21 protein-coding genes are annotated in these 24,766 nt (G+C 70.2%); 9 read left to right on the top strand and 12 right to left on the bottom strand.

The annotated features are described in order from the left end of the window. Positions 1-51 precede the first annotated feature (51 nt). Positions 52-1,275, bottom strand: coding sequence for an MFS transporter (locus tag AB3X10_RS05970; protein ID WP_369979909.1), 1,224 nt, complete (start codon positions 1,273-1,275; stop codon positions 52-54). Between the two features lie 65 nt (positions 1,276-1,340). On the opposite strand from AB3X10_RS05970, the gene AB3X10_RS05965 reads away from it, so the two are divergent. Continuing rightward, positions 1,341-2,141, top strand: a complete 801-nt coding sequence (locus tag AB3X10_RS05965; RefSeq protein WP_369979907.1) for a helix-turn-helix transcriptional regulator — start codon at positions 1,341-1,343, stop codon at positions 2,139-2,141. Between the two features lie 137 nt (positions 2,142-2,278). Here AB3X10_RS05965 and AB3X10_RS05960 read toward each other — a convergent pair whose 3' ends face one another. Continuing rightward, entirely contained in the window at positions 2,279-2,653 is a 375-nt protein-coding gene (locus tag AB3X10_RS05960; RefSeq protein ID WP_369979905.1) for a winged helix-turn-helix transcriptional regulator, read from the bottom strand. Positions 2,654-2,751: 98 nt separating this feature from the next. On the opposite strand from AB3X10_RS05960, the gene AB3X10_RS05955 reads away from it, so the two are divergent. Together AB3X10_RS05955 and AB3X10_RS05950 are read left to right on the top strand one after the other, a co-directional pair. Beyond that, positions 2,752-3,501: an SDR family NAD(P)-dependent oxidoreductase gene (locus AB3X10_RS05955; protein ID WP_369979904.1), complete on the top strand. Its 750-nt coding sequence runs from the start codon at positions 2,752-2,754 to the stop codon at positions 3,499-3,501. Positions 3,502-3,759: 258 nt separating this feature from the next. Continuing rightward, positions 3,760-4,074 (top strand): PsiF family protein, encoded by a 315-nt coding sequence (locus tag AB3X10_RS05950; RefSeq protein WP_369979901.1) that lies wholly within the window; start codon positions 3,760-3,762, stop codon positions 4,072-4,074. 52 nt (positions 4,075-4,126) lie between these two features. Here the strand turns inward: AB3X10_RS05950 and AB3X10_RS05945 are convergent, their stop codons facing one another. Next, positions 4,127-5,254 carry a sterol desaturase family protein gene (locus tag AB3X10_RS05945; RefSeq protein ID WP_369979899.1) on the bottom strand — a complete coding sequence of 376 codons (1,128 nt, stop codon included), beginning with the start codon at positions 5,252-5,254 and terminating at the stop codon, positions 4,127-4,129. Positions 5,255-5,598: 344 nt separating this feature from the next. Beyond that, a complete protein-coding gene (locus tag AB3X10_RS05940) occupies positions 5,599-6,885 on the bottom strand; it encodes an O-acetylhomoserine aminocarboxypropyltransferase/cysteine synthase family protein (RefSeq protein ID WP_369979897.1) in 1,287 nt (428 codons plus the stop codon). Positions 6,886-7,083: 198 nt separating this feature from the next. Here AB3X10_RS05940 and AB3X10_RS05935 point away from each other — a divergent pair, with 198 nt between their 5' ends. Then, a complete protein-coding gene (locus tag AB3X10_RS05935) occupies positions 7,084-7,836 on the top strand; it encodes a hypothetical protein (RefSeq protein WP_369979895.1) in 753 nt (250 codons plus the stop codon). A gap of 98 nt (positions 7,837-7,934) precedes the next feature. On the opposite strand, the gene clpB is transcribed toward AB3X10_RS05935, so the two are convergent. Next, positions 7,935-10,520, bottom strand: coding sequence for an ATP-dependent chaperone ClpB (gene clpB / locus AB3X10_RS05930; RefSeq protein WP_369979893.1), 2,586 nt, complete (start codon positions 10,518-10,520; stop codon positions 7,935-7,937). Positions 10,521-10,816: 296 nt separating this feature from the next. Here clpB and AB3X10_RS05925 point away from each other — a divergent pair, with 296 nt between their 5' ends. Beyond that, entirely contained in the window at positions 10,817-11,521 is a 705-nt protein-coding gene (locus AB3X10_RS05925) for a glutathione S-transferase (protein WP_369979892.1), read from the top strand. A 252-nt stretch (positions 11,522-11,773) separates the two neighbouring features. On the opposite strand, the gene AB3X10_RS05920 is transcribed toward AB3X10_RS05925, so the two are convergent. The 5 genes from AB3X10_RS05920 to AB3X10_RS05900 all read right to left on the bottom strand — a co-directional run bounded on the left by AB3X10_RS05920 (position 11,774) and on the right by AB3X10_RS05900 (position 15,795). Further along, positions 11,774-12,607, bottom strand: a complete 834-nt coding sequence (locus tag AB3X10_RS05920) for a DUF3014 domain-containing protein (RefSeq protein WP_369979891.1) — start codon at positions 12,605-12,607, stop codon at positions 11,774-11,776. Between the two features lie 78 nt (positions 12,608-12,685). Further along, entirely contained in the window at positions 12,686-13,060 is a 375-nt protein-coding gene (locus AB3X10_RS05915; RefSeq protein ID WP_369979889.1) for a hypothetical protein, read from the bottom strand. A 51-nt stretch (positions 13,061-13,111) separates the two neighbouring features. Beyond that, positions 13,112-14,710: a hypothetical protein gene (locus tag AB3X10_RS05910; protein WP_369979887.1), complete on the bottom strand. Its 1,599-nt coding sequence runs from the start codon at positions 14,708-14,710 to the stop codon at positions 13,112-13,114. A 105-nt stretch (positions 14,711-14,815) separates the two neighbouring features. Beyond that, positions 14,816-15,277: a GNAT family N-acetyltransferase gene (locus AB3X10_RS05905; RefSeq protein WP_369979885.1), complete on the bottom strand. Its 462-nt coding sequence runs from the start codon at positions 15,275-15,277 to the stop codon at positions 14,816-14,818. 38 nt (positions 15,278-15,315) lie between these two features. Beyond that, positions 15,316-15,795, bottom strand: coding sequence for a DUF3574 domain-containing protein (locus tag AB3X10_RS05900; RefSeq protein ID WP_369979883.1), 480 nt, complete (start codon positions 15,793-15,795; stop codon positions 15,316-15,318). 238 nt (positions 15,796-16,033) lie between these two features. Between AB3X10_RS05900 and AB3X10_RS05895 the strand changes: the two genes are divergently transcribed. The 4 genes from AB3X10_RS05895 to otsA all read left to right on the top strand — a co-directional run bounded on the left by AB3X10_RS05895 (position 16,034) and on the right by otsA (position 22,589). After that, positions 16,034-18,472 (top strand): TonB-dependent receptor plug domain-containing protein, encoded by a 2,439-nt coding sequence (locus AB3X10_RS05895; RefSeq protein ID WP_369979881.1) that lies wholly within the window; start codon positions 16,034-16,036, stop codon positions 18,470-18,472. Between the two features lie 130 nt (positions 18,473-18,602). Then, the gene (gene otsB, locus AB3X10_RS05890; protein WP_369979880.1) at positions 18,603-19,355 is read left to right on the top strand and encodes a trehalose-phosphatase; all 753 of its coding nucleotides are present in this window, start codon (positions 18,603-18,605) and stop codon (positions 19,353-19,355) included. Positions 19,356-19,443: 88 nt separating this feature from the next. Then, positions 19,444-21,225, top strand: a complete 1,782-nt coding sequence (locus tag AB3X10_RS05885) for a glycoside hydrolase family 15 protein (protein WP_369979879.1) — start codon at positions 19,444-19,446, stop codon at positions 21,223-21,225. Further along, positions 21,222-22,589, top strand: a complete 1,368-nt coding sequence (gene otsA, locus AB3X10_RS05880) for an alpha,alpha-trehalose-phosphate synthase (UDP-forming) (RefSeq protein ID WP_145702328.1) — start codon at positions 21,222-21,224, stop codon at positions 22,587-22,589. The genes AB3X10_RS05885 and otsA overlap by 4 nt, the downstream gene beginning before the upstream one ends. 215 nt (positions 22,590-22,804) lie before the next feature. Here the strand turns inward: otsA and AB3X10_RS05875 are convergent, their stop codons facing one another. Continuing rightward, on the bottom strand, positions 22,805-23,074 hold the full coding sequence (locus AB3X10_RS05875) for a hypothetical protein (RefSeq protein WP_369979877.1): 270 nt from the start codon (positions 23,072-23,074) through the stop codon (positions 22,805-22,807). Between the two features lie 88 nt (positions 23,075-23,162). Then, positions 23,163-24,194, bottom strand: coding sequence for a peptidoglycan recognition family protein (locus AB3X10_RS05870; RefSeq protein ID WP_369979875.1), 1,032 nt, complete (start codon positions 24,192-24,194; stop codon positions 23,163-23,165). Positions 24,195-24,766: the final 572 nt, after the last annotated feature.

Here is a 24,766-nt window from a genome sequence, read left to right as displayed (position 1 = left end):
CGCGCGCGGTCCCGATCTTGCGCTGCTATGCCCCGAAAGGACGCACCGCGCTCAATGCGCCGGCGCCGGACGCCGGCTCGGCAGCAGCGCCGCCACGATGCCCAGCAGCGGCAGGTAGGACATCGCCTGGTACACGAACACGATGCCCTCGCGGTCGGCGAGCAGGCCGAGCACGGCCGCGCCCAGCCCGCCCATGCCGAAGGCGAAGCCGAAGAACAGCCCGGAGATGGTGCCGATGCGGCCGGGCATCATTTCCTGCGCGTACACCAGGATCGCCGAGAACGCCGAGGACAGCACGAAGCCGATCAGCACGGTCAGCGCGGTCGCCGCGTGCAGGCCGACATACGGCAGCGCCAGCGCGAACGGCGCCACGCCCAGGATCGACACCCAGATCACCGGCTTGCGCCCGATCCGGTCGCCGACCGGGCCGCCGATCAGCGTGCCCAGCGCCGAGGCCAGCAGGAACGCGAACAGATGCAGCTGCGCGCTCTGCACCGACACGCCGAAGCGCTGGATCAGATAGAACGTGTAGTAGCTGCTCAGCCCGGCGATGTAGAAATACTTGGAGAAGATCAGCAGCAGCAGGATCGCCACGATCCGCGCCACGGTCCTGCGCGGCAGCGCCGGCGCCACCGCGGCGGGCCGCGGCGCGGCGCGCACCGCCTGCAGGTGCAGCGCGTACCAGCGGCCGACGTAGGACAGCAGGGCGATGCCGAGCAGCGCCGCGGCGCCGAACCAGGCCACGGCGTGGCGGCCATTGGGCACGATCACCGCCGCGGCGATCAGCGGCCCCAGCGCGGTGCCGGTATTGCCGCCGACCTGGAACACCGATTGCGCCAGCCCATGCCGCCCGCCCGAGGCCAGCCGCGCGATGCGCGAGGATTCCGGATGGAAGATCGCCGAGCCGATCCCGACCAGCGCCGCGGCCAGCAGCACCATCGCGAAGCTCGGCGCATACGCCAGCAACAGCAGGCCGCACAGGGTGGAGCTCATGCCCAGCGGCAGCGAGTACGGCGCCGGCCGCCGGTCGGTGCGCAGCCCGATCAGCGGCTGGAACAGCGACGCGGTGAGCTGGTAGGTCAGCGTGATCAGCCCGACCTGGGCGAAGCTGAGCTGGAACTGGCCCTTCAGCACCGGGTACAGGGCCAGGATCAGCGACTGCATCATGTCGTTGATCAGGTGCGAGGAGGTGATCGCGGCGAGCACGCCGGCCACCACCGGGCGGGGTGCGGCGGCGGCGGGAACGGCGGCGGCGGCGGGACGCAGGCTGGACATGACGGACCGGGCAATGGGCGACGGCGCGCATGGTAGGCTGAGCCGCTTCGGTCTTCCTGCGCAACATGCCCACCACTCGTCGAGAAAAGGACAGTGCCAGCGCCACGGCGCCGCACGCGTGGAGCGTGGACGACGCCCCCGCCGACGTGGTGTGCAAGGCCACCGACTATCCCAGCGAGACCGCCATCGCCCCGCACCGGCACGCGCGCCACCAGTTGGTCTACGCGCTGTACGGGCTGATGGTGGTGCGTTCCGGCCAGGGCCACTGGGTGGTGCCGAGCACGCGCGCGCTGTGGATGCCGGCCGGCACCGTGCACAGCGTGCGCTGCGTCGGCACGCTGGGCATGCGCAGCCTGTACATCCGCCCCGGCGCGATCGCCGGCATGCCGGCGCAGCCGTCGGTGATGGCGGTGGAGCCGCTGCTGGAAGCGCTGATCCGCAGCGCCGCCAGCGTGCCCTGGGACTACCCTGCCGACTCGCGCGACGGGCGCCTGATGCGGCTGATCCTGGACGAGCTGCACGCGCTGCCGGCGCTGCCGCTGCACCTGCCGCAAGCGCAGGATCCGCGCCTGCTGCGCATCGCCGCCGCGCTCGATGCCGACCCGGCCGACGCCACCACCCTGCACGCCTGGGCGGCGCGGCTGGGCGTGGACGTCAAGACCATCCAGCGCCTGTGCCGGCGCGAGCTGCAGATGAGCTTCGGCCAATGGCGGCAGCAGCTGCGCCTGCTGCGCGGGCTGGAACGCCTCGCCGCCGGCGACCGCATCATCGACGTGGCGATCGAGCTCGGCTACGACAGCCCCAGCGCGTTCACCGCGATGTTCAAGCGCCAGTTCGGTCAGCCGCCAAGCCAGTTCTTCCGGTAGCCGCGCCGAGAGCGAGGCGCCTGCCGCGCACCGGCGCCGCAGTCGGCGCCGACGCTGCCGCCCTGCACCACCGGCCCGCACGGCCAGGCGCGGACCTCAAGACCCTCCAGCGCCGATGCCGGTCGCCGCACTGGAGATCAGGCAGCGGACTCGGATTTGCGGAGGGCGGACGCGCGGCGTTCGCTGATGCGTTCGACCGTCTGCATGTGTTCCGTGCCCCACATGCACAGCCCTCCCAGCGCAGTCGCCAGGGATTGCCCGAACGGCGTCAGCGAATACTCGACCTTGGGCGGTATTTCCTGGAAGTCGATGCGCGCCACGATTTCGTCGCGCTCCAGCTCCTTGAGTTGCTGGATCAGCACCTTGTCGGTCACCCCGCCGATCGCGCGCCGCAACTCGCCGTAGCGGTGGACATCCTTGGCCAGGTTGTACAGGACCAGGGGTTTCCATTTGCCGCCAAGCATGGCCAGGGCGGCCTCGAGCCCGCAGCTGAAACGGGTGGTGTTGGCCATGATGTCGATCGCTCCGAAGGCACTTACCTAATGGTGCATACTATTCAAAATAATAGCCCGGATCTACAGTTGCGCCTCACCATTCTCTGGAGTGCGTCATGGGCAGGCTCAACGGCAAGATTGCAGTGGTTACCGGCGGCAACAGCGGGATCGGCCTGGCGAGCGCGATTCGCTTCGCGGCCGAAGGCGCGCAGGTCGTCATCGTCGGGCGCCGGCAGGAGGAACTGGACAAGGCGCTGCGCCTGATCGGTGCCGACGCCATCGCCATTCAGGGCGACATTGCGAAGCTGGACGATCTGGACCGCGTCTTCGCCCAGGTCGAAGCCGCCAAGGGCCGGATCGACGTGCTGTTCGCCAATGCGGGCCTGGGCGAGTTCCAGCCGCTCGGCGCGATCACCGAAGAGTCCTTCGATCGCACCTTCGGCGTCAACGTCAAGGGCACGCTGTTCACCGTGCAAAAGGCGTTGCCGCTGATGCGCGCCGGCGCTTCGGTGATCCTCACCGGCTCCACCACCGGCAGCATGGGCACACCGGCATTCAGCGTGTACAGCGCCACCAAGGCTGCGCTGCGCAATTTCGCCAGGAGCTGGGCGTTGGACCTGAAAGGCACCGGCATTCGCGTCAACGTGCTGTCGCCGGGGCCGATCTCGACGCCGGGCCTGGACCTGGCGCTGTCCGGCACCGGCCAGCAGGAGGCGATCATCGAGGGCATGACCGCGCAGCTGCCGTTGGGCCGCATCGGCCGGGCGGAAGAAGTCGCGGCGACCGCGCTGTTCCTGGCGTCGGACGAGAGCAGCTTCATGACCGGTAGCGAAGTGTTCGTGGACGGCGGGTTCGCTCAGGTCTGAGTGCGGTGCGAGGTGCGGATGCGCGTCGGCCAGTGGCGGCAGCCGCTGCGCCCGCGCGCGGGCTGGAGCGGCCGGCGGCCCGCCTGTCGGCATGATGGTCGAACTGGCCGATGCCGACCCGGCGCGCGCGCCGCGACGTTCCAACGCGGCCAGCCACCGGACCGATTCTCACGCCGGTGCGCCGGTCAGCGAACCGAGTCACAGTTCGGTCAGATCCGCGGGCGCAGGATGCGCGCACCACCCGACCGGACCACTGCCATGACCCGTTCCATCTCCCTCGCCATGTGCCTGCTGCTGAGCCTGGGCGCCGCCCCGCTGTTGGCCGATGCCGCGGCCAAGCCGCAGACCGCCCAGCAGTCGTTGATGGCCAAGTGCTCGGCCCAGAACAAGGGCAAGAAAGGCGACGACTACAAGGCCGCGCAGAAGGCCTGCCTCAGCGGCGACAGTGCGGCGCCGGCGTCCGGCAACGCCTCGCAGCAGCGGATGAAGGACTGCAATGCCAAGGCGGCCACGCAGAAGCTGCAGGGCGATGCGCGCAAGACCTTCATGAGCGGCTGCCTGAAGAAGCAGTGATCGGCCGGCGGCGCGGCGCCGCACTGCAGCGGCGCCGCGCCGCCAGGAGCGGTCATCCGCTCCCGAGCAGACCGCTGGGGACGCGGGAACCGCCCTGCACCGTGGCCTCGGCGGCCGCACCGGCCACTGCCGCGGATTCGCTCGCCGCCGCATGCTCGACCGGAACGTGCGCGACCGGGATCGGCACATAGTCCTCGCTGAAGGCGACCTCGCCCGGCCTCCATCCGGCACGGCGCCGCACCGCGCCCCAGAACCGCTTCAACCCCTCCAGTTGCAGCGCGACCAGCCCGAGCTCGTTGTCGCGGTCCACCATCGGGTCGCCGACCCCGGTGGGACGCAGCGGCTCGCCGTACAGCGCGGTGCCGAACAGCACGTCCCAGAACGCGAACACCTGGCCGAAATTGCAGTTGTGCAGGTTCGGCCGCTGCGGATCCACGCGCATGTGGTGCAGGCGATGGAAACGCGGATCGACCAGGATCTTGTCCAGCACCGGCCCGAACCCGAAGCGCACGTTGGCATGCGACAGGTTCTGCACCAGTTCGCCGAGCAGCATCAGCCAGGCGAACTCGTCGGCGGCGATGCCGAACGCCACGCCCACCGCGGCCAGCACGAAGGACTGCAGCGCGCCGTCCAGGTAGTTGCTGCGGTCGTTGGCCCAGCAACTGAGCTGGCGCTGGCTGTGGTGCATGCTGTGCATCGCCCACCACCACGGCAGCCAGTGCTGCACCCGGTGCATCCAGTAGTAGGTGAAGTCGTAGGCCAGGTAGTACAGCGCGAACAAGGCCAGCGGATGCCGGTCCAGCCACGGCCACGCATGGCGCAGGCCGAACTCGGGTGCCGCCGCCGCGCTGGCATCGGCACCGCCCAGCGCATTGGCCAGCGGGGTCAGGATCAGGAACGAGAACAGCGGGAACACCCCGACCAGCATCAGCCAGGTGTAGTGGAAGTCGATCCTGGCCAGGCGCCGGTGCTCCCAGCGCTCGGCCGGCCACAGGCTCTCCAGCGGGCGGAACAGCACGCCGATGATGCACAGCTGCAAGGCCGCGATCAGCAACGCCGCGGCGATCTCGCGCGGATCGTCGCTGAGCCCGGTCAGGTGCAGCGCCGCCAGCAATGGCGCCACCGCATGGTCGGCCACCGCGGCGACCACGACCGACCAGGCATGCGGGATGGACGACATGGCGAGCGCTCCTGGCCTGCGGACACGGCAATGCCGGCACGGCGGCCGGGCACACGGGCGTGCCGTCCATCCCGGAGCAGGTCGCGCCGACAGCGGCCTGGCGGGCCGTGCCTGGCAGGCCGTCCGCCGGCGGCACGCGGCTCGGCCTGACCGCCCAGCCTGACGCGACGCCACGCACCGCCAGCCGACGGCACGCCAGACCCGGCGCGGCCTGCTCGGGATGGATGACACGCCCTAGCGTGGCGCGCCATCCTTTCGCCGAGCTGTCCGCTGCCGCCGCGCGGCCGATGGCGTGTTTCGCGGCAGCGGCGCCCAGGCGGCCACCGCGCGCGCCCCGGGCCGGGTCAGGCCTGCGCCAGCGCCTGGCGCAGGTCGGCGAGCAGGTCGTCGATGTGCTCGATGCCGACCGACAGCCGCACCGTGTCCTCGCTGACCCCGCTGCGCTCCAGTTCCTGCGGCGACAGCTGGCGGTGCGTGGTCGAGGCCGGATGCGTGGCCAGCGACTTGGCGTCGCCGATGTTCACCAGCCGGGTGAACAGCTGCAGCGCGTCGAGGAAGCGCGCGCCGGCGGCGCGGCCGCCGCGCAGGCCGAAGGTGAGCACGCCCGAGCCGTGCCCGCGCAGGTACTTCTGCGCCAGCGCATGCTCCGGATGCCCGGGCAGCCCCGCGTAGTTGACCCATTCCACCTTGGCCTCGGTCTGCAGGTGCCTGGCCACCGCCAGCGTGTTCTGGTTGATCCGGTCCATCCGCAGCGGCAGCGTCTCGATGCCCTGCAGGAGTTGGAACGCATTGAACGGCGACAGCGCCGCGCCGGTGTTGCGCAGCGGCACCACCCGCGCGCGGCCGATGTAGGCGGCCTCGCCCAGCGCCTCGGTATAGACCACGCCGTGGTAGCTGACGTCCGGTTCGTTGAGCCGGCGGAAACGCTGCGCATGCGCGGCCCACGGGAACTTGCCCGAATCCACGATCGCCCCGCCCAGGCTGGTGCCGTGCCCGCCCAGGTACTTGGTCAGCGAATGCACCACGATGTCGGCGCCGAAGTCGATCGGCCGCAGCAGGTACGGCGTGGGCACGGTGTTGTCGACGATCAGCGGCACGCCGTGCGCATGCGCCACCTTGGCGACCGCTTCCAGGTCGGTGACGTTGCCGCGCGGATTGCCGATCGACTCGACGAAGATCGCCTTGGTGCGCTCGTCGATCAGCCCGGCGAACGCGTCGGGCTCGCGGTAGTCGGCGAAGCGGGTCTCGATGCCCGACAGCGGCAGGGTATGCGCGAACAGGTTGTAGGTGCCGCCGTACAACGCGCTGGAGGAGACGATGTTGTCGCCGGCCTCGGCGATGGTCTGGATCGCATAGGTCACCGCCGCCTGCCCGGAGGCCACCGCCAGCGCGCCGATGCCGCCTTCCAGCGCGGCGATGCGCTGTTCCAGCACGTCGGTGGTGGGATTCATGATGCGGCTGTAGATGTTGCCCTGCACCTTCAGGTCGAACAGGTCGGCGCCGTGCTGGGTGTCGTCGAAGGCATAGGCCACGGTCTGGTAGATCGGCACCGCCACCGCGCGCGTGGTCGGGTCGGGGCGGTAGCCGCCATGCACGGCGATGGTTTCCAGCTTCCAGTTCGGGTCGGACATGGGCGGGTCTCGGCAAGAGGAGCCGAGACGATAGCGCCCTGCGCGGCGGGGCATGCAAACCTGCGGTTATGAGGCCATGCCGCCGGGTTGTCAGCGCGTTCGCAGTCCGGGAGCTTGCGCGGCTGGCAGTCGCACCGATGCGGCAGTGCGCAGGCGCCTCGTATGATGGGCCGGACCGCATGCAGGACGCTCGCCCCGATGAAACACGCCGCCATCCGCTCGCTCTCGCTGCTGGTGCTCGCCCTGCCGGCGTTCGCGCGGGCCGCGTCGCCGCCGTCCTACGCCATGGAGCAATGGCGCCAGCCAGGCGATTGCGATGCGCGGCAGCAGCGACATGCCGCAGAGCGCACGTCCGCCGACAGCGTGTCGGCGACGGTGCTGACGCAACGCTATCTCGGCGTGCTCGACGCGGTGATCGCCGGCGACGAGGCGGCCTTGAAGTTTGCCCACCTATGCGATCGGTTCGACGTCGATTTCGTTCCTGGCATGCTGCCGCCGCCACGCGCCGAGCCGTGGAATCCCTCGCCGCCGCAACCGGTCGGCAGCGTCTTCGTCGCCTACGTCGATGCACCGGGCACGGCACTCCAGCAACGGATCGAAGCGACGTACACGCCGGAAGAGGCATCGCTCTCGCTCTCCATCAGTTCGCACGCGGATCCCGCGGCGTCCGCGGATGGCGAGCAGGGCTACCGCTATCGCGACATGGGCGGGACGTGCCCGCTGCGGCTCGGCCAATTGGCGGACAGGCTGGCCGCCGCCGGATTCTCCAAGCAGTACGACTCGCTGGAGCCGCCCAGCCGGCAGTTCGCGGACTCCGACGATGGCGTCAGCGCCAGCTTCCGGCGCGACAAGCTTGCCGTCGGAGCCACGCTGCAGGGCCTGTTCGTCGAACAACGCGCCCACCCCGAGGCGGCATGCGTGGCGGAAATCTCGCTTTCCCTGGCGAAATAGGCGCCACGCGCCGCCGCGTGGCAGGAAAGAAGCCGGCGCCGTTGCAACGGCGCCGGCTACCGATCGGGCAATGGAATCGACCGGCGCTTCGGCGCGCCTCAGGCCTTGTGGAAGGTGAGGTGCCCGCCCTCGGCATCCACGCGGATGGTGTCGCCGCCGAGGAACTGCCCGGACAGGATCTGCTGCGCCAGCGGATTCTCCAGCTGCGACTGGATCGCGCGCTTCAGCGGCCGCGCCCCGTACACCGGATCGAAGCCGACGTTGCCGAGCAGTTCCAGCGCGCGGTCGCTGAGTTCGATCTTCAGGCCGCGCTCGGCCAGGCGCTTGTCCAGGCCGCCCAGCTGGATCCGCGCGATCGACTTGATCTGCGCCTTGTCCAGCGGGTGGAACACCACGATGTCGTCCAGCCGGTTGACGAATTCCGGGCGGAAATGCGCCTGCACCACGCCCATCACCGCCGCCTTCATCTGCGTGTAGGCCTCGGCCGAGCCGTCGCCGCTCAGTTCCTGGATCTGGTGCGAGCCCAGGTTCGAGGTCATCACGATGACGGTGTTGCGGAAGTCCACGGTGCGGCCCTGGCCGTCGGTGAGGCGGCCGTCGTCGAGCACCTGCAGCAGGATGTTGAACACGTCGCTGTGCGCCTTCTCCACCTCGTCGAGCAGGATCAGCGAATACGGCCGGCGCCGCACCGCCTCGGTGAGATAGCCGCCTTCCTCGTAGCCGACGTAGCCCGGAGGCGCGCCGATCAGCCGCGCCACCGAATGCTTCTCCATGAACTCGCTCATGTCGATGCGGATCATGGCGTCGGTGCTGTCGAACAGGAAATCGGCCAGCGCCTTGCACAGCTCGGTCTTGCCGACGCCGGTGGGGCCCAGGAACAGGAACGAGCCGCTGGGCCGGTTCGGATCGGACAGGCCGGCGCGCGAGCGCCGCACCGCGTCGGATACCACCTTGATCGCCTCTTCCTGGCCGACCACGCGCCGGTGCAGTTCGTCCTCCATGCGCAGCAGCTTGTCGCGCTCGCCCTCGAGCATCTTGCTGACCGGGATGCCGGTCCAGCGCGACACCACCTCGGCGATCTCCTCGGCGGTGACGCGGTCCTGCACCAGGGTGAAGTCGTGATGCTCGGCATCGCCGGCCGCGGCCAGCTGCTTCTCCAGGTTCGGCAGCAGGCCGTACTGGATCTCGCTCATCTTGGCGTAGTCCTGGCGCCGCTGCGCCGCCTCCAGCTCGACCCGCGCCTGCTCGATCTGCTCCTTGATCCTGGTCGCGCCCTGCAGCGCGGCCTTCTCCGACTTCCACACCTCGTCGAGGTCGGAGAACTCGCGCTCGAGCTTGTCGATGTCGCTCTCCAGGTCGGCCAGGCGCTGCCGCGAGGCCTCGTCCTTCTCCTTCTTCAGCATCTCGCGCTGGATCTTCAGCTGGATCAGGCGCCGCTCCAGGCGGTCCAGTTCCTCCGGCTTGGAGTCGATCTCCATGCGGATGCGGCTGGCGGCCTCGTCCATCAGGTCGATGGCCTTGTCCGGCAGCTGGCGGTCGGTGATGTAGCGGTTGGACAGCGTGGCCGCGGCGACGATCGCCGGGTCGGTGATCTCCACGCCGTGGTGCACCGCGTAGCGCTCCTTGAGCCCGCGCAGGATCGCGATGGTGTCCTCCACGGTCGGTTCGCCGACGAACACCTTCTGGAAGCGCCGCTCCAGCGCGGCGTCCTTCTCGATGTACTTGCGGTACTCGTCCAGCGTGGTGGCGCCGATGCAGTGCAGCTCGCCGCGCGCCAGCGCCGGCTTGAGCATGTTGCCCGCATCCATCGCGCCGTCGGCCTTGCCGGCGCCGACCATGGTGTGCAGTTCGTCGATGAACAGGATGACCTGGCCTTCGGTCTTGGACAGGTCGTTGAGCACGCCCTTGAGCCGCTCCTCGAACTCGCCGCGGAACTTGGCGCCGGCGATCAGCGCGCCCATGTCCAGCGACAGCACGCGGCGGCCGCGCAGGCCTTCCGGCACCTCGCCGTTGACGATGCGCTGGGCCAGGCCCTCGACGATGGCGGTCTTGCCGACGCCGGGTTCGCCGATCAGCACCGGGTTGTTCTTGGTGCGCCGCTGCAACACCTGGATGGTGCGGCGGATTTCCTCGTCGCGGCCGATCACCGGATCGAGCTTGCCGCTCTCGGCGCGCGCGGTGAGGTCGACGGTGTACTTCTCCAGCGCCTGGCGCTGGTCTTCGGCGTTCTCCGACTGCACGGTGTCGCCGCCGCGCAGCTTGTCGATGGCCGCTTCGATCTTCTTCTTGTCGGCGCCGGCGGCGCGCAGCGCCAGGCCCAGCGCGCCGGCATCGTCGGCCGCGGCCAGCACGAACCACTCGCTGGCGATGAACTGGTCGTTGTGCTGCTGCGCCAGCTTGTCGGTCTGGTTGAGCAGCCGGCTCAGGTCGTTGCCGATCGACAGGTTGCCGGGCTGGCCGCTGACCTTGGGCAGCTTTTCCAGCGCCTCGCCCAGCCGCTCGCGCAGCACCGGCACGTTGACGCCGGCCTGCGCCAGCAGCGGCCGGGTGCTGCCGCCGGACTGGTCGAGCAGCGCGGTGAACACGTGCACCGGCTCGACGATGGTGTGATCGCGGCCCACGGCCAGCGACTGGGCGTCGGCCAGCGCCTGCTGGAAACGCGACGTGAGCTTGTCCATCCGCATCGGGAAGTTCCTCTGAAAAGGGAGGCCGGCCTTGCCGGCATGCTAGTCAAATGCGGTTGGCGCGGCATGTTTCAAGGCCGCGGGGCCGGCTGTATACGCCTGCGCCGCCCGGCCACCGGGTCCGCGACCCGTGTCGCGCGGCGGCAACCGCGCCATGCGTCGCCTGCCGCCGCTGCATCCTGCCCTGGCTCCGGCCCGCCGCGCGGCGCCCCTGCACGGGTCGCGGCATGGTCACACGCCGCTACCCGTACAGCGCCTACCCTCGCGCTTCCGAACATTCCCGCACAGGAGCCGCAATGCACTACGAACTCTATTACTGGACCGGCATCCAGGGCCGTGGCGAGTTCGTGCGGCTGGCGCTGGAGGATGCCGGCGCGGCCTACCGCGACGTCGCCCGCGAGGAAGGCGATGCGGCCATGCAGCCGTTCCTCGACGGCGCGCAGCCGGGCGTGCGGCCGTTCGCGCCGCCGTTCCTGAAGGCCGGGCGGCTGGTGATCGCGCAGGTCGCCAACATCCTGCACTACCTGGGGCCGTCGCTGGGCCTGGTGCCGGACAGCGAGTCGCGGCGCACGCAGGCGCTGCAGTTGCAGCTGACGATCGCCGACCTGGTGACCGAGATCCACGACAGCCACCATCCCGTCGCCAGCACGCTGTACTACGAAGACCAGAAGCCCGAAGCCAAGCGCCGCGCCGAGGACCTGCGCACGCAGCGGCTGCCGAAGTTCCTGGGCTACTTCGAGCAGGTGCTGGGCCAGGGCGGCGGGCGCCATGCGCTGCGCGAACATTCCTACGTGGACCTGTCGCTGTTCCAGCTGATGAGCGGGCTGGACTACGCCTTCCCCAACGCGATGAAGAAACTCTCGCCGAAGCTGCCGCAGCTGCGCACCCTGCAGCAGCGCGTGTCCGAACGCCCCGGCGTCGCGGCCTACCTGGCCTCGGCGCGGCGCCTGCCGTTCAACGACAACGGGATTTTCCGGCGGTATCCGGAGCTGGATGGGTGAGGCCGCGCGGCATGCGCTGCGCATGGCCGATCGCGGGAGTCCCTGCGCCAGCCTGACCCGATTGCGCTTGCAGGAGCGGCTTCAGCCGCGACAGGCACCACTTTCGGATGGTTTCTGTCGCGGCTGAAGCCGCTCCTGCAGAGGAAGCGCGCGCCACATTTGTGGGAGCGATTGCAGTCGCTCCCACATGAGCCCTGCAACGCTGCGCAAGACGCTTCATAACGCCGGTACGGCAGCCAACCAGGATCGCCCTCAGGTCCGCACCAACGCCGCACGGATCGCCTGCAATTGCTTGCGCACCGCCTCGGCCTGCGCCGGCCCCAGGCGCAGCAGCGCCTTCTGCCCGACCGACAGCGACTCCAGCGCCGGATCGACGAAGCGGTACTTGCCGGTGCGCGCATCGACGACCACCGCTGCAGGCGCCGCCGGCAGCGGCGCCTGCAGCAGGTGGTCGATCACCTGCACCAGGCGGTCGTTGAAATAGCCCTGGGGATAGCCCAGCTCCACATACGCCTGCTGGAACAAGGGATAGAAGCGCCGGTACGCGGCCACCATGGCGCCGGCATCGGCCCGGCTGAAGGCCTGCACGTACGGGGCGTAGCGCTGCGCGTTGGTCTCGGCGATGGTGCTGGCGCCGGCCGCATCGGTGGCGACCTGCAATTGCCCGGGGACCGGCGTCAGCGCCAGGGTCCGCGCGGCGACGCGGCGCTGCGGCAGGTTGTCGATCATCGTCACCGCACGCTGGATCAGATGGTCGCGGAGCAACAGCGCCAGCGGCGCCTCGCTGCCGGCCAGCGTCGCCAGTTCGGCCCACGCCGCCGCGTCGCTGTCGGCCAGCGCCGGGATCGCCGCATCGGCCGCGGCGGCAGGATCGATCGGATGCTGGATCGGCGCCGGCGCTGCGGCCGCTGCCGCCGCGGGCGCGGGCGGCGCCGCGCCGGAAGCGGGTGCCGGCGCCACCGCGGCAGGTGCAGGCTCGGCCCCGCGCAGCAGCGCGCTCAGGTTGTCGCGGAACAGCCACGACGCGGCGGCGGCCACCAGCACCGCGACCAGGATCCAGGGCCAGAACGAATGACGCGGCTGCATGGTGTCCGGTTCTCCGTTGAACAGTGGCAGGTGTGACCACCACGCCCGTCGCCGGTTCCAATGCGGGACGGCCGGCGTTCAGCCTCCACGCGCGGCATCGCCGCCGCGCAATGGATGAGCGACGCTAGCCAGAAGCGCCCTCCCGAAGGCGATGCGCGCATCCACCCACGTCGCGACGATGGCCGCGGCGACCTGCTCGGCCTGCTGCGCCGGCATCGCCTTGTGTTCGATCAGCCAGCGCGCCGTCGCCGCACGCGCCGGGGACAAGGCCGCCAGCGCCGCGTAGCGCCGGGCCAGCCATTCGTCCGCGGCGTCCAGTCGCTGGTCCGTGCACAACAGCCGCTCGACCGCGCCGGACGCCTTGGCGCAGTCGAACGACATCGCCCCGGCCGTGGGCATCCACGCCAGCGCCAACGCCAGCACGCTCGCGCGCAGGCCAGTGCTCTTGTCCATGCCACTCTCCGCTCGCGCGCCGGCGCGATGCCGGCGCCGATTGTCGCGCAGTCAGTCCACCAGCACCGCGCGTGGCTTCTGCAGCGACAGCAGGCCGAGCAGCGCGGCCAGGGCCACGTAGCCGCCGGCGAATTGCCAGGCGATCAGCTTGGGCAGCCCGCTCAGCGTCCACGGCAGGTAGATGCCGCCGCGCGGATCCACCGAGTGGATCAGGCCGAACAGGGTCAACCCGGCCGCCACCAGCAGGACCACCGCGGCACGGCGCAGGCGCCCGTCCACCATCGCCGCCACCGCCGCGATCCACAGCATCGCGGTGATGATGAAGCCGTTGCCCAGGGTGAAGATCACCGCCAGTTCGGGCAGCCCGTGGCCGTCCAGGGTGGTGGTCAGCGCGGCCAGCTTGTCCGGCGGGATCCAGCCCGGCGCCTTGATCGCCAGCAGGTAGGCCACCGACGGCAGGAAGCCCAGCACCATGGCGCCGGCGTGGCGCTTGGGCGTGGCCTGGAACGCCTGGGTGGTGATGTCGATGGCCACGTACACGATGATCGGCGCCAGCACCGCCAGCGGCAGCCACTGCACCAGCCCGGCGACCAGGCCGAGCATGCCGCCCAGGCCGATGAACAAGCCGGTCAGCAGCGTGTAGCCGCTGCGCGCGCCCATGTGCTTGTAGGCCGGCTGGCCGATGTAGGGCGTGGTCTGGGCGACGCCGCCGCAGACGCCGGCGACCAGCGTCGAGCAGGCTTCGACCAGCAGGATGTCGCGGGTGCGGTAGTCGTCGCCGGCGGCGCGCGCACTCTCGCTGACGTTGATGCCGCCGACCACCATCAGCAGGCCGAACGGCAGCAGCAGCGGCAACAGCGGCACCGCGTCGGCCAGGCCGGCGACGAAGCCCAGGCTCGGCCACGGCAGCACCAGCTGCGGCGCCACCCACTGCGGCGCCTGGTAGCCGGGGATGCCGAACCCGGCCGCGTTCGACCAGTAGTACAGGCCGGTGCCGAGCACCAGCGCCAGCGGCACGCCGGGCACGCCGTACGGCAGGCGGCCCTTGGCGATCAGCACGTACAGCAGCAGGCCCAGCACGAGCAGGCCGACCAGCGGCGAACGCAGCGTCTCCAGCAACGGCAAGAAGCCCATCAGCACCAGCGCGATGCCGGCGATCGAGCCGAGCAGCGCCGCCCGCGGCAACGCGCGGGTGACCGCGTCGCCGAAGAACGACAGCACCGTCTTCAGCACGCCCATCACCACCAGCGCGGCCATGCCCAGGTGCCAGGTGGCGATCGCCGCGGCCTGCGGGTCCAGGCCCTGCTGCTTGTAGCGCACGAACGCCGGGCCGAGCACCAGCAGCGCCATGCCGATGCTGGTCGGCGCGTCCAGGCCCAGCGGCATCGCGGTGACGTCGCTGCGCCCGCTGCGCGCGGCCAGCCGGCGCGCCATCCACGTGTACAGCAGATTGCCGATCAGCACGCCGAACGCGGTGCCGGGAATCATCCGCGTGTAGATGACCTCGGCCGGGAACTGGAACAGGCCGATCAGGGCCGCGGTGATGAAGCCGAGGATCGACAGGTTGTCGAGCACCAGGCCGAAGAAGCCGTTGAGGTCGCCGGCGACGAACCAGCGCGGGCGCGACGAAACAGGAGCGGTGCTGGGCATGCGGGCGATGGCTGCGTGAGGGATCGATGGATGGTAATGGAAGCGGCGCTTGCGGATTGGCGCGCGGACAGGGATGCAGCATCCCGGCCTGCGCATCTGCCGCGGCTACAGGTCCAGGTGCAGGAACTGGTTGAACGCACTCGGCACGTAGTCGGCGAACGCCGGCCCGTTGCGGAAGCCGCGGCGCCGGTACATCGCCAGCGCCGCGTCGAACGCGGGGCCGCTGCCGGTCTCCAGGCTCAGCCGGCGCAGGCCGGCGGCGCGCGCGCTGGCCACGATGTGTTCCAGCAGGGCCGCGGCCGCGCCCTGGCGCAGGAAGTCCGGATGGGTCCGCATCGACTTCAGCTCGCCGCCGCCGTCGTCCAGCACGCGCAATGCGCCGACCGCGGCCAGCGCGTCGCCGCGCCAGACGCTCCACACGCTCACGTCGTCGCGCTGCAATCCGGACAGGTCCAGCGCATAGACGCTGCCCGGCGGCGACTGCGCATGCATCTGCTGCAGGTGGTACGCGAGCAAGGCACGCACCGCTTCACCGGACAGATCGTCCTGGCGGATCGAAAACGTCACCGCCCGCTCTTCCGAATCCCCAATCCCCAATCCCGGCTTCAAAACGACACCTCCACCGGCTGCCGCGACCACAGCACCGACTGGTGCCCGGTGGCCTGCTTCCACGCCAGCCGGATCGCCTCGATGTCGGCGCGGCGCTGCGGCGTGTCCTCGTGCAGGATCACCAGCACCTTGGTGTTGAGCCGGTTCGGTTCCTTGGCGCCGCGGAACAGCCACTGCCCGTAGGCGTCGAACACGGTCAGGCCGTCGGGGAAGCGCGGCGTGACCTGCTTGTCCAGGAACGCGCGCCATTGCGCCTCGCTGATCGGCTCGGCCTGCGGGCGGTCGGCCGGACCGCTCTCCTCGCCGACCCCGAAATACAGTTCGCTGCGCACCCAGCCGCTGGCCTGCGCCGGCCGCGCGGCATCGCCCTGCAGCGCGGCGCCGACGGTGGCCGGCGCGGTGGAAGCGGACGGCGCCACGCTGGCGCAGGCGGTCAGGGCCAGGAACACGGCAAGCAGGGGGGCACGCAGCAACATCGGCAGGTCTCGGAAGCGGAACGGAAGGACGGAATGGTAGGCGAGCGCGGCAGCGCGCGCCCGATAACCGCAGGGAATCAGCTCATGCCGAACGCGGCGGACCGGGCGGCTCGCGGCCGCGTTAACGATAAGATAATATATCGCTCCATCCGGATGGATGTACCCGAAATTCATTCCGCCTGCGCGGCACGGACCACCGCCGCAGCCGGGTTTTGCGTCACTGCAGGAGAGAGCCCCCATGTCGTACCCGTTCGCCCGGCCGCTGAGCCTGGCCATCGCCCTGGCCCTGTCGGCCCCCGCCCTGGCGCAGCAGGCCGATTCCGGCACCGCGACCAACCTGGACACGGTGATCGTCACCGGTACCCGCGCCAGCGGCCGCACCGTGCTCGAGTCCACCGCCCCGGTCGACGTGCTCAGCGCCGAGGACATCCGCAAGGCCGGCGTGGTCAACGGCGAGCTGGGCAGCGCGCTGCAGGCGCTGCTGCCGTCGTTCAACTTCCCGCGCCAGTCCAACTCCGGCGGCGCCGACCACATCCGCGCCGCGCAGCTGCGCGGGCTCTCGCCCGACCAGGTGCTGGTGCTGGTCAACGGCAAGCGCCGCCACACCTCGGCGCTGGTCAACACCGACAGCAAGATCGGCAAGGGCACCACCCCGGTGGACTTCAACTCGATCCCGATCAGCGCGATCAAGCGCATCGAAGTGCTGCGCGACGGCGCCGGCGCGCAATACGGCTCGGACGCGGTGGCCGGGGTGATCAACGTGATCCTCGACGACGATCCGGACAGCGGCGCGCTGGAAGCCAGCTTCGGCGCCAACCACACCGATGTGAAGCCGATCGACCGCACCGTCACCGATGGCCAGACCAGCTACGCCAGCGCCAAGGTCGGCACCCGCCTGGGCGAGGACGGCGGCTTCTTCAAGGTCGGCCTGGAGCTGAAGAACCGCGAGGGCACCAACCGCGCCGGCTACGACCAGATCCCGTTCTTCGAGGCGCAGACCCCGGCCAACCTGGCCCTGGCCGGCAAGCGCAACTACGTGCTCGGCGACGGCGCCAGCAAGGACCTCAACGCCTGGATCAACGGCAAGCTGCCGTTCGGCCAGACCAGCGAGTTCTACTTCTTCGGCACCTACAACCAGCGCGACACGCAGGGCGCCAACTACTTCCGCTATCCCGACAGCGACGCCAACTGGACCCAGGTCTATCCGAACGGCTACCGGCCGGTGTCGCTGGGCGAGAACCGCGACCTGCAGGGCGTGGCCGGCGCGCGCGGGCAGTGGGGCGACTGGGCCTACGACGCCAGCCTGGACTACGGCCGCAACGACTTCACCTACCGGCTGAAGAACTCGCTCAACGCCTCGCTCGGCCCGGACAGCCCGACCCGCTTCAAGACCGGCGACTACGCCTTCGAGCAGAGCGTGGCCAACCTGGACCTGAGCCGCAGCTTCGACGCCGCCGGCGCCACCCACACCGTCGGCAGCGGCGTGGAGTTCCGCCGCGAGCACTACCGCACCCGTCCCGGCGACCCGGCCAGCTACGCCGCCGGCGCCTACACCGACCGTCCCACCGGCGCCCAGGCCGGCGGCGGGCTGACCCCGCAGGACGCGGCCGACCTGTCGCGCAACGTCGCCAGCGTCTACACCAGCCTGTCCAGCCAGTTCGGCGACAAGTTCTCCACCGACCTGGCCGCGCGCTACGAGCACTACCAGGATTTCGGCGGCGAACTGACCGGCAAGCTGGCCGCGCGCTACGAGTTCGTGCCGGCGTTCGCGCTGCGCGGCGCGATCTCCAACAACTTCCATGCGCCGTCGCTGAGCCAGATCGGCTACGAAGCCACCTCCACCGGCTACGACGCCTCCGGCCAGCTGCTGCAGGGCCGGCTGCTGTCGGTCAACAACCCGATCGCGCAGGCGCTGGGCGCGAAAGAACTGAAGCCGGAGAAGTCGGTCAACTACAGCCTCGGCTTCACCAGCCGCATCGGTTCCCACTTCGACCTGTCGCTGGACCTGTTCCAGATCGACATCGACGACCGCATCGCGCTGTCGGAGGACATCAGCGGCGACGCGCTGACCGCGTTCGTGGCGCAGAACTTCGGCGTCACCGGCCTGCAGAGCGCCAGCTTCTTCGTCAACGCCGCCGACACCCGCACCCGCGGCGCCGAACTGGTCAGCAACTGGCGGCAGGCGCTGGGCGACGGCCAGCTGCAGCTGACCGGCACCTGGAGCTACGCCAAGACCGAGCTGAAGAACCTGGTCGCCACGCCGGCGCAGCTGCTGCCGCTGAACCCGGACTACGTGCTGTTCGGCGTAGAGGAGAGCAACACCCTGACCGACGCCGCACCGCGCACCCGCGCCCAGTTCGCGGCGAACTGGAGCAACGACCGCTGGGCGCTGCAGACCCGCCTCAGCCGCTACGGCAGCGCCACCCGCGTGTTCGACTTCGGCGACGGCTACGTGCCGCGGCAGACCTACGGCGCCGAGTGGCAGCTCGACGCCGAGGTCGAGTACCGCATCACCCCGCAGTGGAGCGTGGCGCTGGGCGGGCAGAACCTCACCGACAACTACTCCGACCGCTCCAACACCGACATCTACTACTTCGGCAACCTGCCCTACGACGTGCTGTCGCCGATCGGCAGCAATGGCGCTTACTACTACGGGCGGGTGCGGTACACCTTCTGAGGAAGGTGCGGGATTGGGGATTTGGGATTGGGGATTCGCAACAGCGGGGTTTGCCAATCCCGACTCCCCACTCCCGAATCCCGGCCCCCAATCCACCTGACCCTAACGCCGTCTCGTTCATCATGAACGGATGGCTGACGCGCTCCCCCTCCGACCGCCGCCGCCGCGCCTGGACGATGCCTGCGCATTGTTCCTGGACGTGGACGGCACCCTCATCGCCTTCGCCGACCGTCCCGACGGCGTGCACCTGCTGCCCGAGGTGCGCGAGGCGATCGGCCGCCTCAGCGCGCGCCTGGGCGGTGCGCTGGCGCTGGTCAGCGGCCGGCCGCTGGCGCAGCTGGACGCGCTGTTCGCGCCCTTGCGCCTGCCCGCCGCGGGCCTGCACGGCCACGAACTGCGCAGCGACAGCAACGCCCGCGCGGCGATGCCGGCCGATACCTCGCAGTGGCTGCATGGCCTGCACCAGCGCGCCGCGCACCTGCGCCAGGCGCATCCGGGCGTGCTGGTCGAAGACAAGGGCGCCAGCCTGGCGCTGCACTGGCGCGCCGCACCGGACGCTGGCCCGCAGGTCATCGCCTTCGCCCAGCAACAGATCGACGCGCTGCCCGGCTATCGCCTGCAGCCCGGCGACCACGTGGTCGAGTTCGTGCCAGAGGGCAGCGACAAGGGCCAGGCGCTGACCACGCTGCTGCAGCATCCGCCGTTCCGGGGCCGGCGCCCGGTGTTCGTCGGCGACGACCTCACCGACGAATTCGGCTTCGCCGCGGCCAACCGCCACGGCGGCTGGAGCGTGCTGGTCGGCACCCGCGCCGACAGCGCGGCGACCTTCGCGCTGCCCGATACACACGGCGTACACGCATGGTTGCGCGACAACGCCGCATGAGCGCGGCGCGTGCGACAGCGCGCGTCACGCGCGCCGCGGCCGCGCCTTTCGCCCCCTCCCCGACCTCGCACAAGGACCTGCTTTCTCCATGAGTTCCCCCAACCTCGACCTCGGCGTGATCGGCAACGGCAGTTTCGGCGCACTGGTCGACAAGCAGGCGCGCGTGGTGTGGAGCTGCCTGCCCGCCTTCGACGGCGACCCGGCGTTCTGCGCGCTGCTGTCGCCGCGCGACCACGCCGGCGGCGACTTCAGCATCGAACTGGAGGATTTCGCCGACAGCGAGCAGCACTACCTGGCCAACACCGCGATCCTGCGCACCGTGCTGCGCGACGCGCATGGCGGCGCGGTGGAAGTGATCGACTTCGCGCCGCGCTGGCGCAACCACGGCCGCTTCTACCGGCCGGTCAGCATCATCCGCCAGGTGCGTCCGCTGTCCGGCAACCCGCGCATCCGCGTGCTGGCGCGGCCGCTGGCCGACTGGGGCGCGCGCCAGCCGGAAAGCACCTGGGGCAGCAACCACGTGCGCTGGCTGCTGCCGGACTTCACCCTGCGCCTGACCACCGACGTGCCGGTGCGCTTCATCCGCGACGAGCTGCCGTTCGTGCTCAACCACCCGGTCAACCTGATGCTCGGCGTGGACGAATCGCTGACCCGCTCGCTGACCGGCTACATCCAGGAAGCGCAGGAACGCACCGAGGAATACTGGCGCGAATGGGTGCGCTACCTGTCGGTGCCGCTGGACTGGCAGGACGCGGTGATCCGCAGCGCGATCACCCTGAAGCTGTGCCAGTACGAGGACAGCGGCGCGATCATCGCGGCGATGACCACCTCGATTCCCGAAGCGCCGGACACCCCGCGCAACTGGGACTACCGCTATTGCTGGCTGCGCGATGCCGCCTTCGTGGTGCGCGCGCTGAACCGGCTCGGCGCCACCCGCACCATGGAGCAGTTCCTCGGCTACATCTTCAACATCGCCACCACCGACGGCAGCCTGCAGCCGCTGTACGGCATCGGCTTCGAGGCGGCCCTGGAGGAGCACGAGGTCGAATCGCTGGCCGGCTACCGCGGCATGGGCCCGGTGCGGCGCGGCAACCTGGCCTGGATCCAGAAGCAGCACGACGTGTACGGCAGCGTGGTGCTGGCCTCCACCCAGCTGTTCTTCGACCTGCGCCTGAAGGATCCGGGCGATGCCGACACCTTCCTGCGCCTGGAGCCGCTGGGCGAGCGCGCGTTCGCGCTGCACGACGTGCCCGACGCCGGGCTGTGGGAATTCCGCGGCCGCGCCGAGGTGCACACCTATACCAGCGCGATGTGCTGGGCGGCCTGCGACCGCCTGGCCAAGATCGCCGCGCGGCTGGGCCTGGACGCGCGCGTGGCCTACTGGCGCGAACGCGCCGACAGCATCCATGCGCGGGTGCTGGCCGAATCCTGGAGCGCCGAGCGCGGCCATTTCACCGACACCTTCAACGGCCACCGCCTGGACGCCTCGCTGCTGTTGCTGGCCGACATCGGCTTCATCGCCCCGGACGATGCGCGCTTCGTCGCCACGGTCGAGGCGATCGGCCGCGACCTCAAGCACGGCGACGCGCTGTACCGCTACGTGGCCCCGGACGATTTCGGCGAGCCGGAGACCAGCTTCACCATCTGCACGTTCTGGTACATCGACGCGCTCGCCGCGATCGGGCGCAAGGACGAGGCGCGCGAGCTGTTCGAGCGCATCCTCGCGCGCCGCAACCACCTGGGCCTGCTGTCGGAGGATCTGGCCTTCGACGGCGGCGAAGCCTGGGGCAATTTCCCGCAAACCTATTCGCACGTCGGCCTGATCATCGCCGCGATGCGATTGTCGCGCAGCTGGCAGGAGGCGTCATGAGCAGATTGGTGGTGGTATCCAACCGCGTGGCCTTGCCCGGCGAGAACCGCGCCGGCGGCCTGGCGGTGGGCTTGCTCGCCGCGTTGAAGGAACGCGGCGGGGTCTGGTTCGGCTGGAGCGGCAAGACCGTGCGCGGCGACAGCGGCGCGATGCACGAGCAGACCCAGGGCGACATCCGCTTCGTCACCATGGACCTCAACCGCGCCGACCTGGACGCGTACTACAACGGCTTCGCCAACCGCACGCTGTGGCCGCTGCTGCACTTCCGCCTGGACTTGGTCGACTACGACCGCGCCACCCGCGAAGGCTACCGCCGGGTCAACGCGATGTTCGCCGAGAAGCTGGCGCCGCTGCTGCGCGAAGACGACACGGTGTGGATCCACGACTACCACCTGATCCCGCTGGCCTCGCTGCTGCGCGAGCGCGGCATCGGCTGCCGCATCGGCTTCTTCCTGCACGTGCCGTTCCCCTCGGCCGACCTGATCCAGGCCCTGCCCGACCATGCGCGGCTGTTCTCCGGCTTCTACGCCTACGACCTGGTCGGCTTCCAGACCCAGCGCGACGTGGACCGCTTCCAGGCCTACGTGCGCCTGTTCGGCGGCGGCAAGGTGATCAAGGACGGCGTGCTGGAAGCGCCCGGCGGGCGCCGCTTCCGCGCCGAGAAATTCCCGATCGGCATCGACACCGAACTGATCGCGCAGCAGGCGCGCGCGGCGGTGGGCAAGCCGGCGGTGCGCGACCTGCGCAGCAGCCTGCGCGATCGCCAGCTGGCGATCGGCGTGGACCGGCTGGACTACTCCAAGGGCCTGCCCGAACGCTTCCTCGGTTTCGAGCGCTACCTGGAGCGGCACCCGGACCAGCGCGGCAGCCTCACCTACCTGCAGATCGCGCCGGTCTCGCGCGGCGACGTCACCGAGTACAAGCAGTTGCGCAACCAGCTCGAGCAGATCGCCGGGCACATCAACGGCGGCCACGCCGAGCCGGACTGGACGCCGCTGCGCTACGTCAACCGCAACTTCACCCATGCCACCCTGACCGGCTTCTACCGCGCCGCCCAGGTCGGGCTGGTGACGCCGCTGCGCGACGGCATGAACCTGGTGGCCAAGGAATACGTGGCCGCGCAGGACCCGGAGAATCCCGGCGTGCTAGTGCTGTCGCTGCTGGCCGGCGCCGCCGACGAACTGAAGGAAGCGCTGCTGGTCAATCCGCACGACCTGGACGGCGTCGCCGATGCGATCGCCACCGCCGCCTCGCTGCCCAAGGCCAAGCGCATCGAGCGCTGGCAGACCATGATGGAACACCTGCGCAAGAACGACATCGGCGTGTGGCGGCAGCGCTACCTGCAGGCGCTGGAGCGCCGCTGAGCCACGCCTGCCGCGGCCAACGCCGGCGCCGCGATGCGTGCGCCCCGGCACAACGCTCTCCGCAGACCCGGGCCTTTCGCGAACGACCCGGCCACGCGTCCCGTCGATCGCCGGCGCCTCGCACGAGCCGCGGTTCGACGGCGAGTGGCCGTGGCGGATGCGGGGCGTGGAGATTGCGAATCAGGTTTCGAAGCGATCCGGACGGGCTTGCGCGACTACTGCCCGCCGCCATCCGGCATCAACAGCACGAACGGCTCGCACGCAGCTTGCGAGCATCCCAGCATCCGCGCCTGGTCGCCGTTGCGCCAGGTGCTGGTGCCCGCGGCATTGATCTCGAACTCCCAGACGCGTCCCTGCGCCTGCACGCGGCCCTTGATCGAGCAGGGCAACCAGTCGAAGTCGTGCAGTTCTCCCTCGCGCAGTTCCCTGCTCAGGCCGAAGAAGGATTGCGCCTGCGTCCGGTCCAGCGACCAGGCGCTGCACATCGCCTCCTCCTTGGCCAGCCTGGCGGCGCCTGGCGCAGGCCGGTAGACCGCCTTCGAGATCTCGATGACGCTCAGCTCCGGCCTGCGGCTATCGGCTCGGGCCTGCGGGTGACACCCCAGGAGCATCGGCAGCAGGAGCAGCAGGCACGGCAGGCGTATAAAGGCCTGCGCCTTCGCCGGGGGTTTTGCGCGAAATGACATCGTGCTGATACACGTCATGGTCGTTTAGCCCGAAGTTGTTCTGCAACGTTCCCACCAGCCGTTGAATGGACGCCCTCTGCGCGGCGGTCGGCGGGTCCCATGCCTGCGTTGCCGCGTTGTAGCGGCCGACGACCTCGATCCCGACGCTGTCGCCGTTGGTCGGATAGCGCTCGGGATACGGCCGCGTGGATTCGACGCCGCTGACCGCCCGCACCGCCGGCGCCTGCCACTCGGGCGTCGTGCCCCTGGCGGCATCGAGTTCGCGCTGGTCGCCCGGCGTGATCGTCCCCTCCACTTCGCCGCGCGAGCGCACCGGGCCCACGTGCCAGGCCTGCCGGTCGACGCTGACGGTCTGGTGGATGGTGCCGTCGGTGTCGATCAGGAAGTGGGCACCCGTCGCGTCCGCACGCGTCCGCCAGGTATTCAGCGTGCCCGCCGCGGTATTCGAGTCGGTCCGGTGCAGCACGATGCCGTTCACCTGCGGCATGGCGCCATGTTCGATTCTTGCGACCGGCGTGCGGGTGATGCCCGGATCGGTCAGGAAGCCGTCCTGGCCGATGGTGGTTGCGCGTCCGAACGGCGCCAGCGATTGCGGCGCGGGCCGCGAGGCGGCTTCCAGCGGCGCGCCGAATCGCAATGCCGCTGGATCGGGATCGTGCGTGTGGTAACCGGCCCTGGGCAGTGCGAGCACGGACGGGTGTCGCGCACCCGGATCGCTTGCCACCACCTGGCCGATATCGCGCGCCGCCATATGCGGTTGCCGCGTGCGGACATCGGCGTACAGGGCAGCCGCCAGGTTGGCATTCTGCTCGGGCGTGCCGCGATGCAGATCCTGGACGCCGCTCAGCAGGCGCTGGTACATCTCGTGGTCGGGATGCAGCGGATCGCTGGGGAGTCGAACGCTCGGCGGATTGGCCATCGAAGATCCTTCTCGGGTCGGCGCAACGTGGCTGGAGCATAGAGCATGGGCGCAGCCACGCTGTAAACAGCTTGATCGCCCGCCCCTGCGAGGCGACGCGCGCGCACTGAACCGGCTTGGCGCTGCCCGCGCATGGAGCATCCTCCGGCCTCGGGCAGGCCACGCGGACGACGCACCGCACGGCGTACCGTCACGGCCCGGGTGACGCCGATCCCACTCCGACCGCATGCACCGCATCGCGCCGATCAGGACGAACGGTTCGGTCCGACCTCACCGCCCGGCGCCCCTCAGGACCTTGAAACTGCGCCCATGCAGCGCGCTCGCCCCGCTCAGCGCCGCGCCGAGCGGAGCCCGCCTGCCCACGCAGCGCGGCAGGCACCACAGCGCAAGCGCAGGACGCAAGGTTCTGTCAGGTCACGGACTGCGCACGCGGCTTGCTTTAAAATTGCGCCCCAATACGCCGCGCGTCGATACCCTGGGAGGGGAGCGCGGCGTGGTCGTTGTGCGCCAGGTCGCCGCCGATGCGGCCGAACCAGCGCCCAGTTCCCCTCCACGATCCCCACGCGCCAGCG

Source organism: Xanthomonas sp. DAR 80977 (assembly GCF_041240605.1).
In the GTDB taxonomy this organism is placed as follows: Bacteria; Pseudomonadota; Gammaproteobacteria; order Xanthomonadales; family Xanthomonadaceae; genus Xanthomonas_A; species Xanthomonas_A bundabergensis.
The sequence above is the reverse complement of the archived record's forward strand: the minus strand, read 5'-3'. Positions and strand labels throughout refer to the sequence as shown.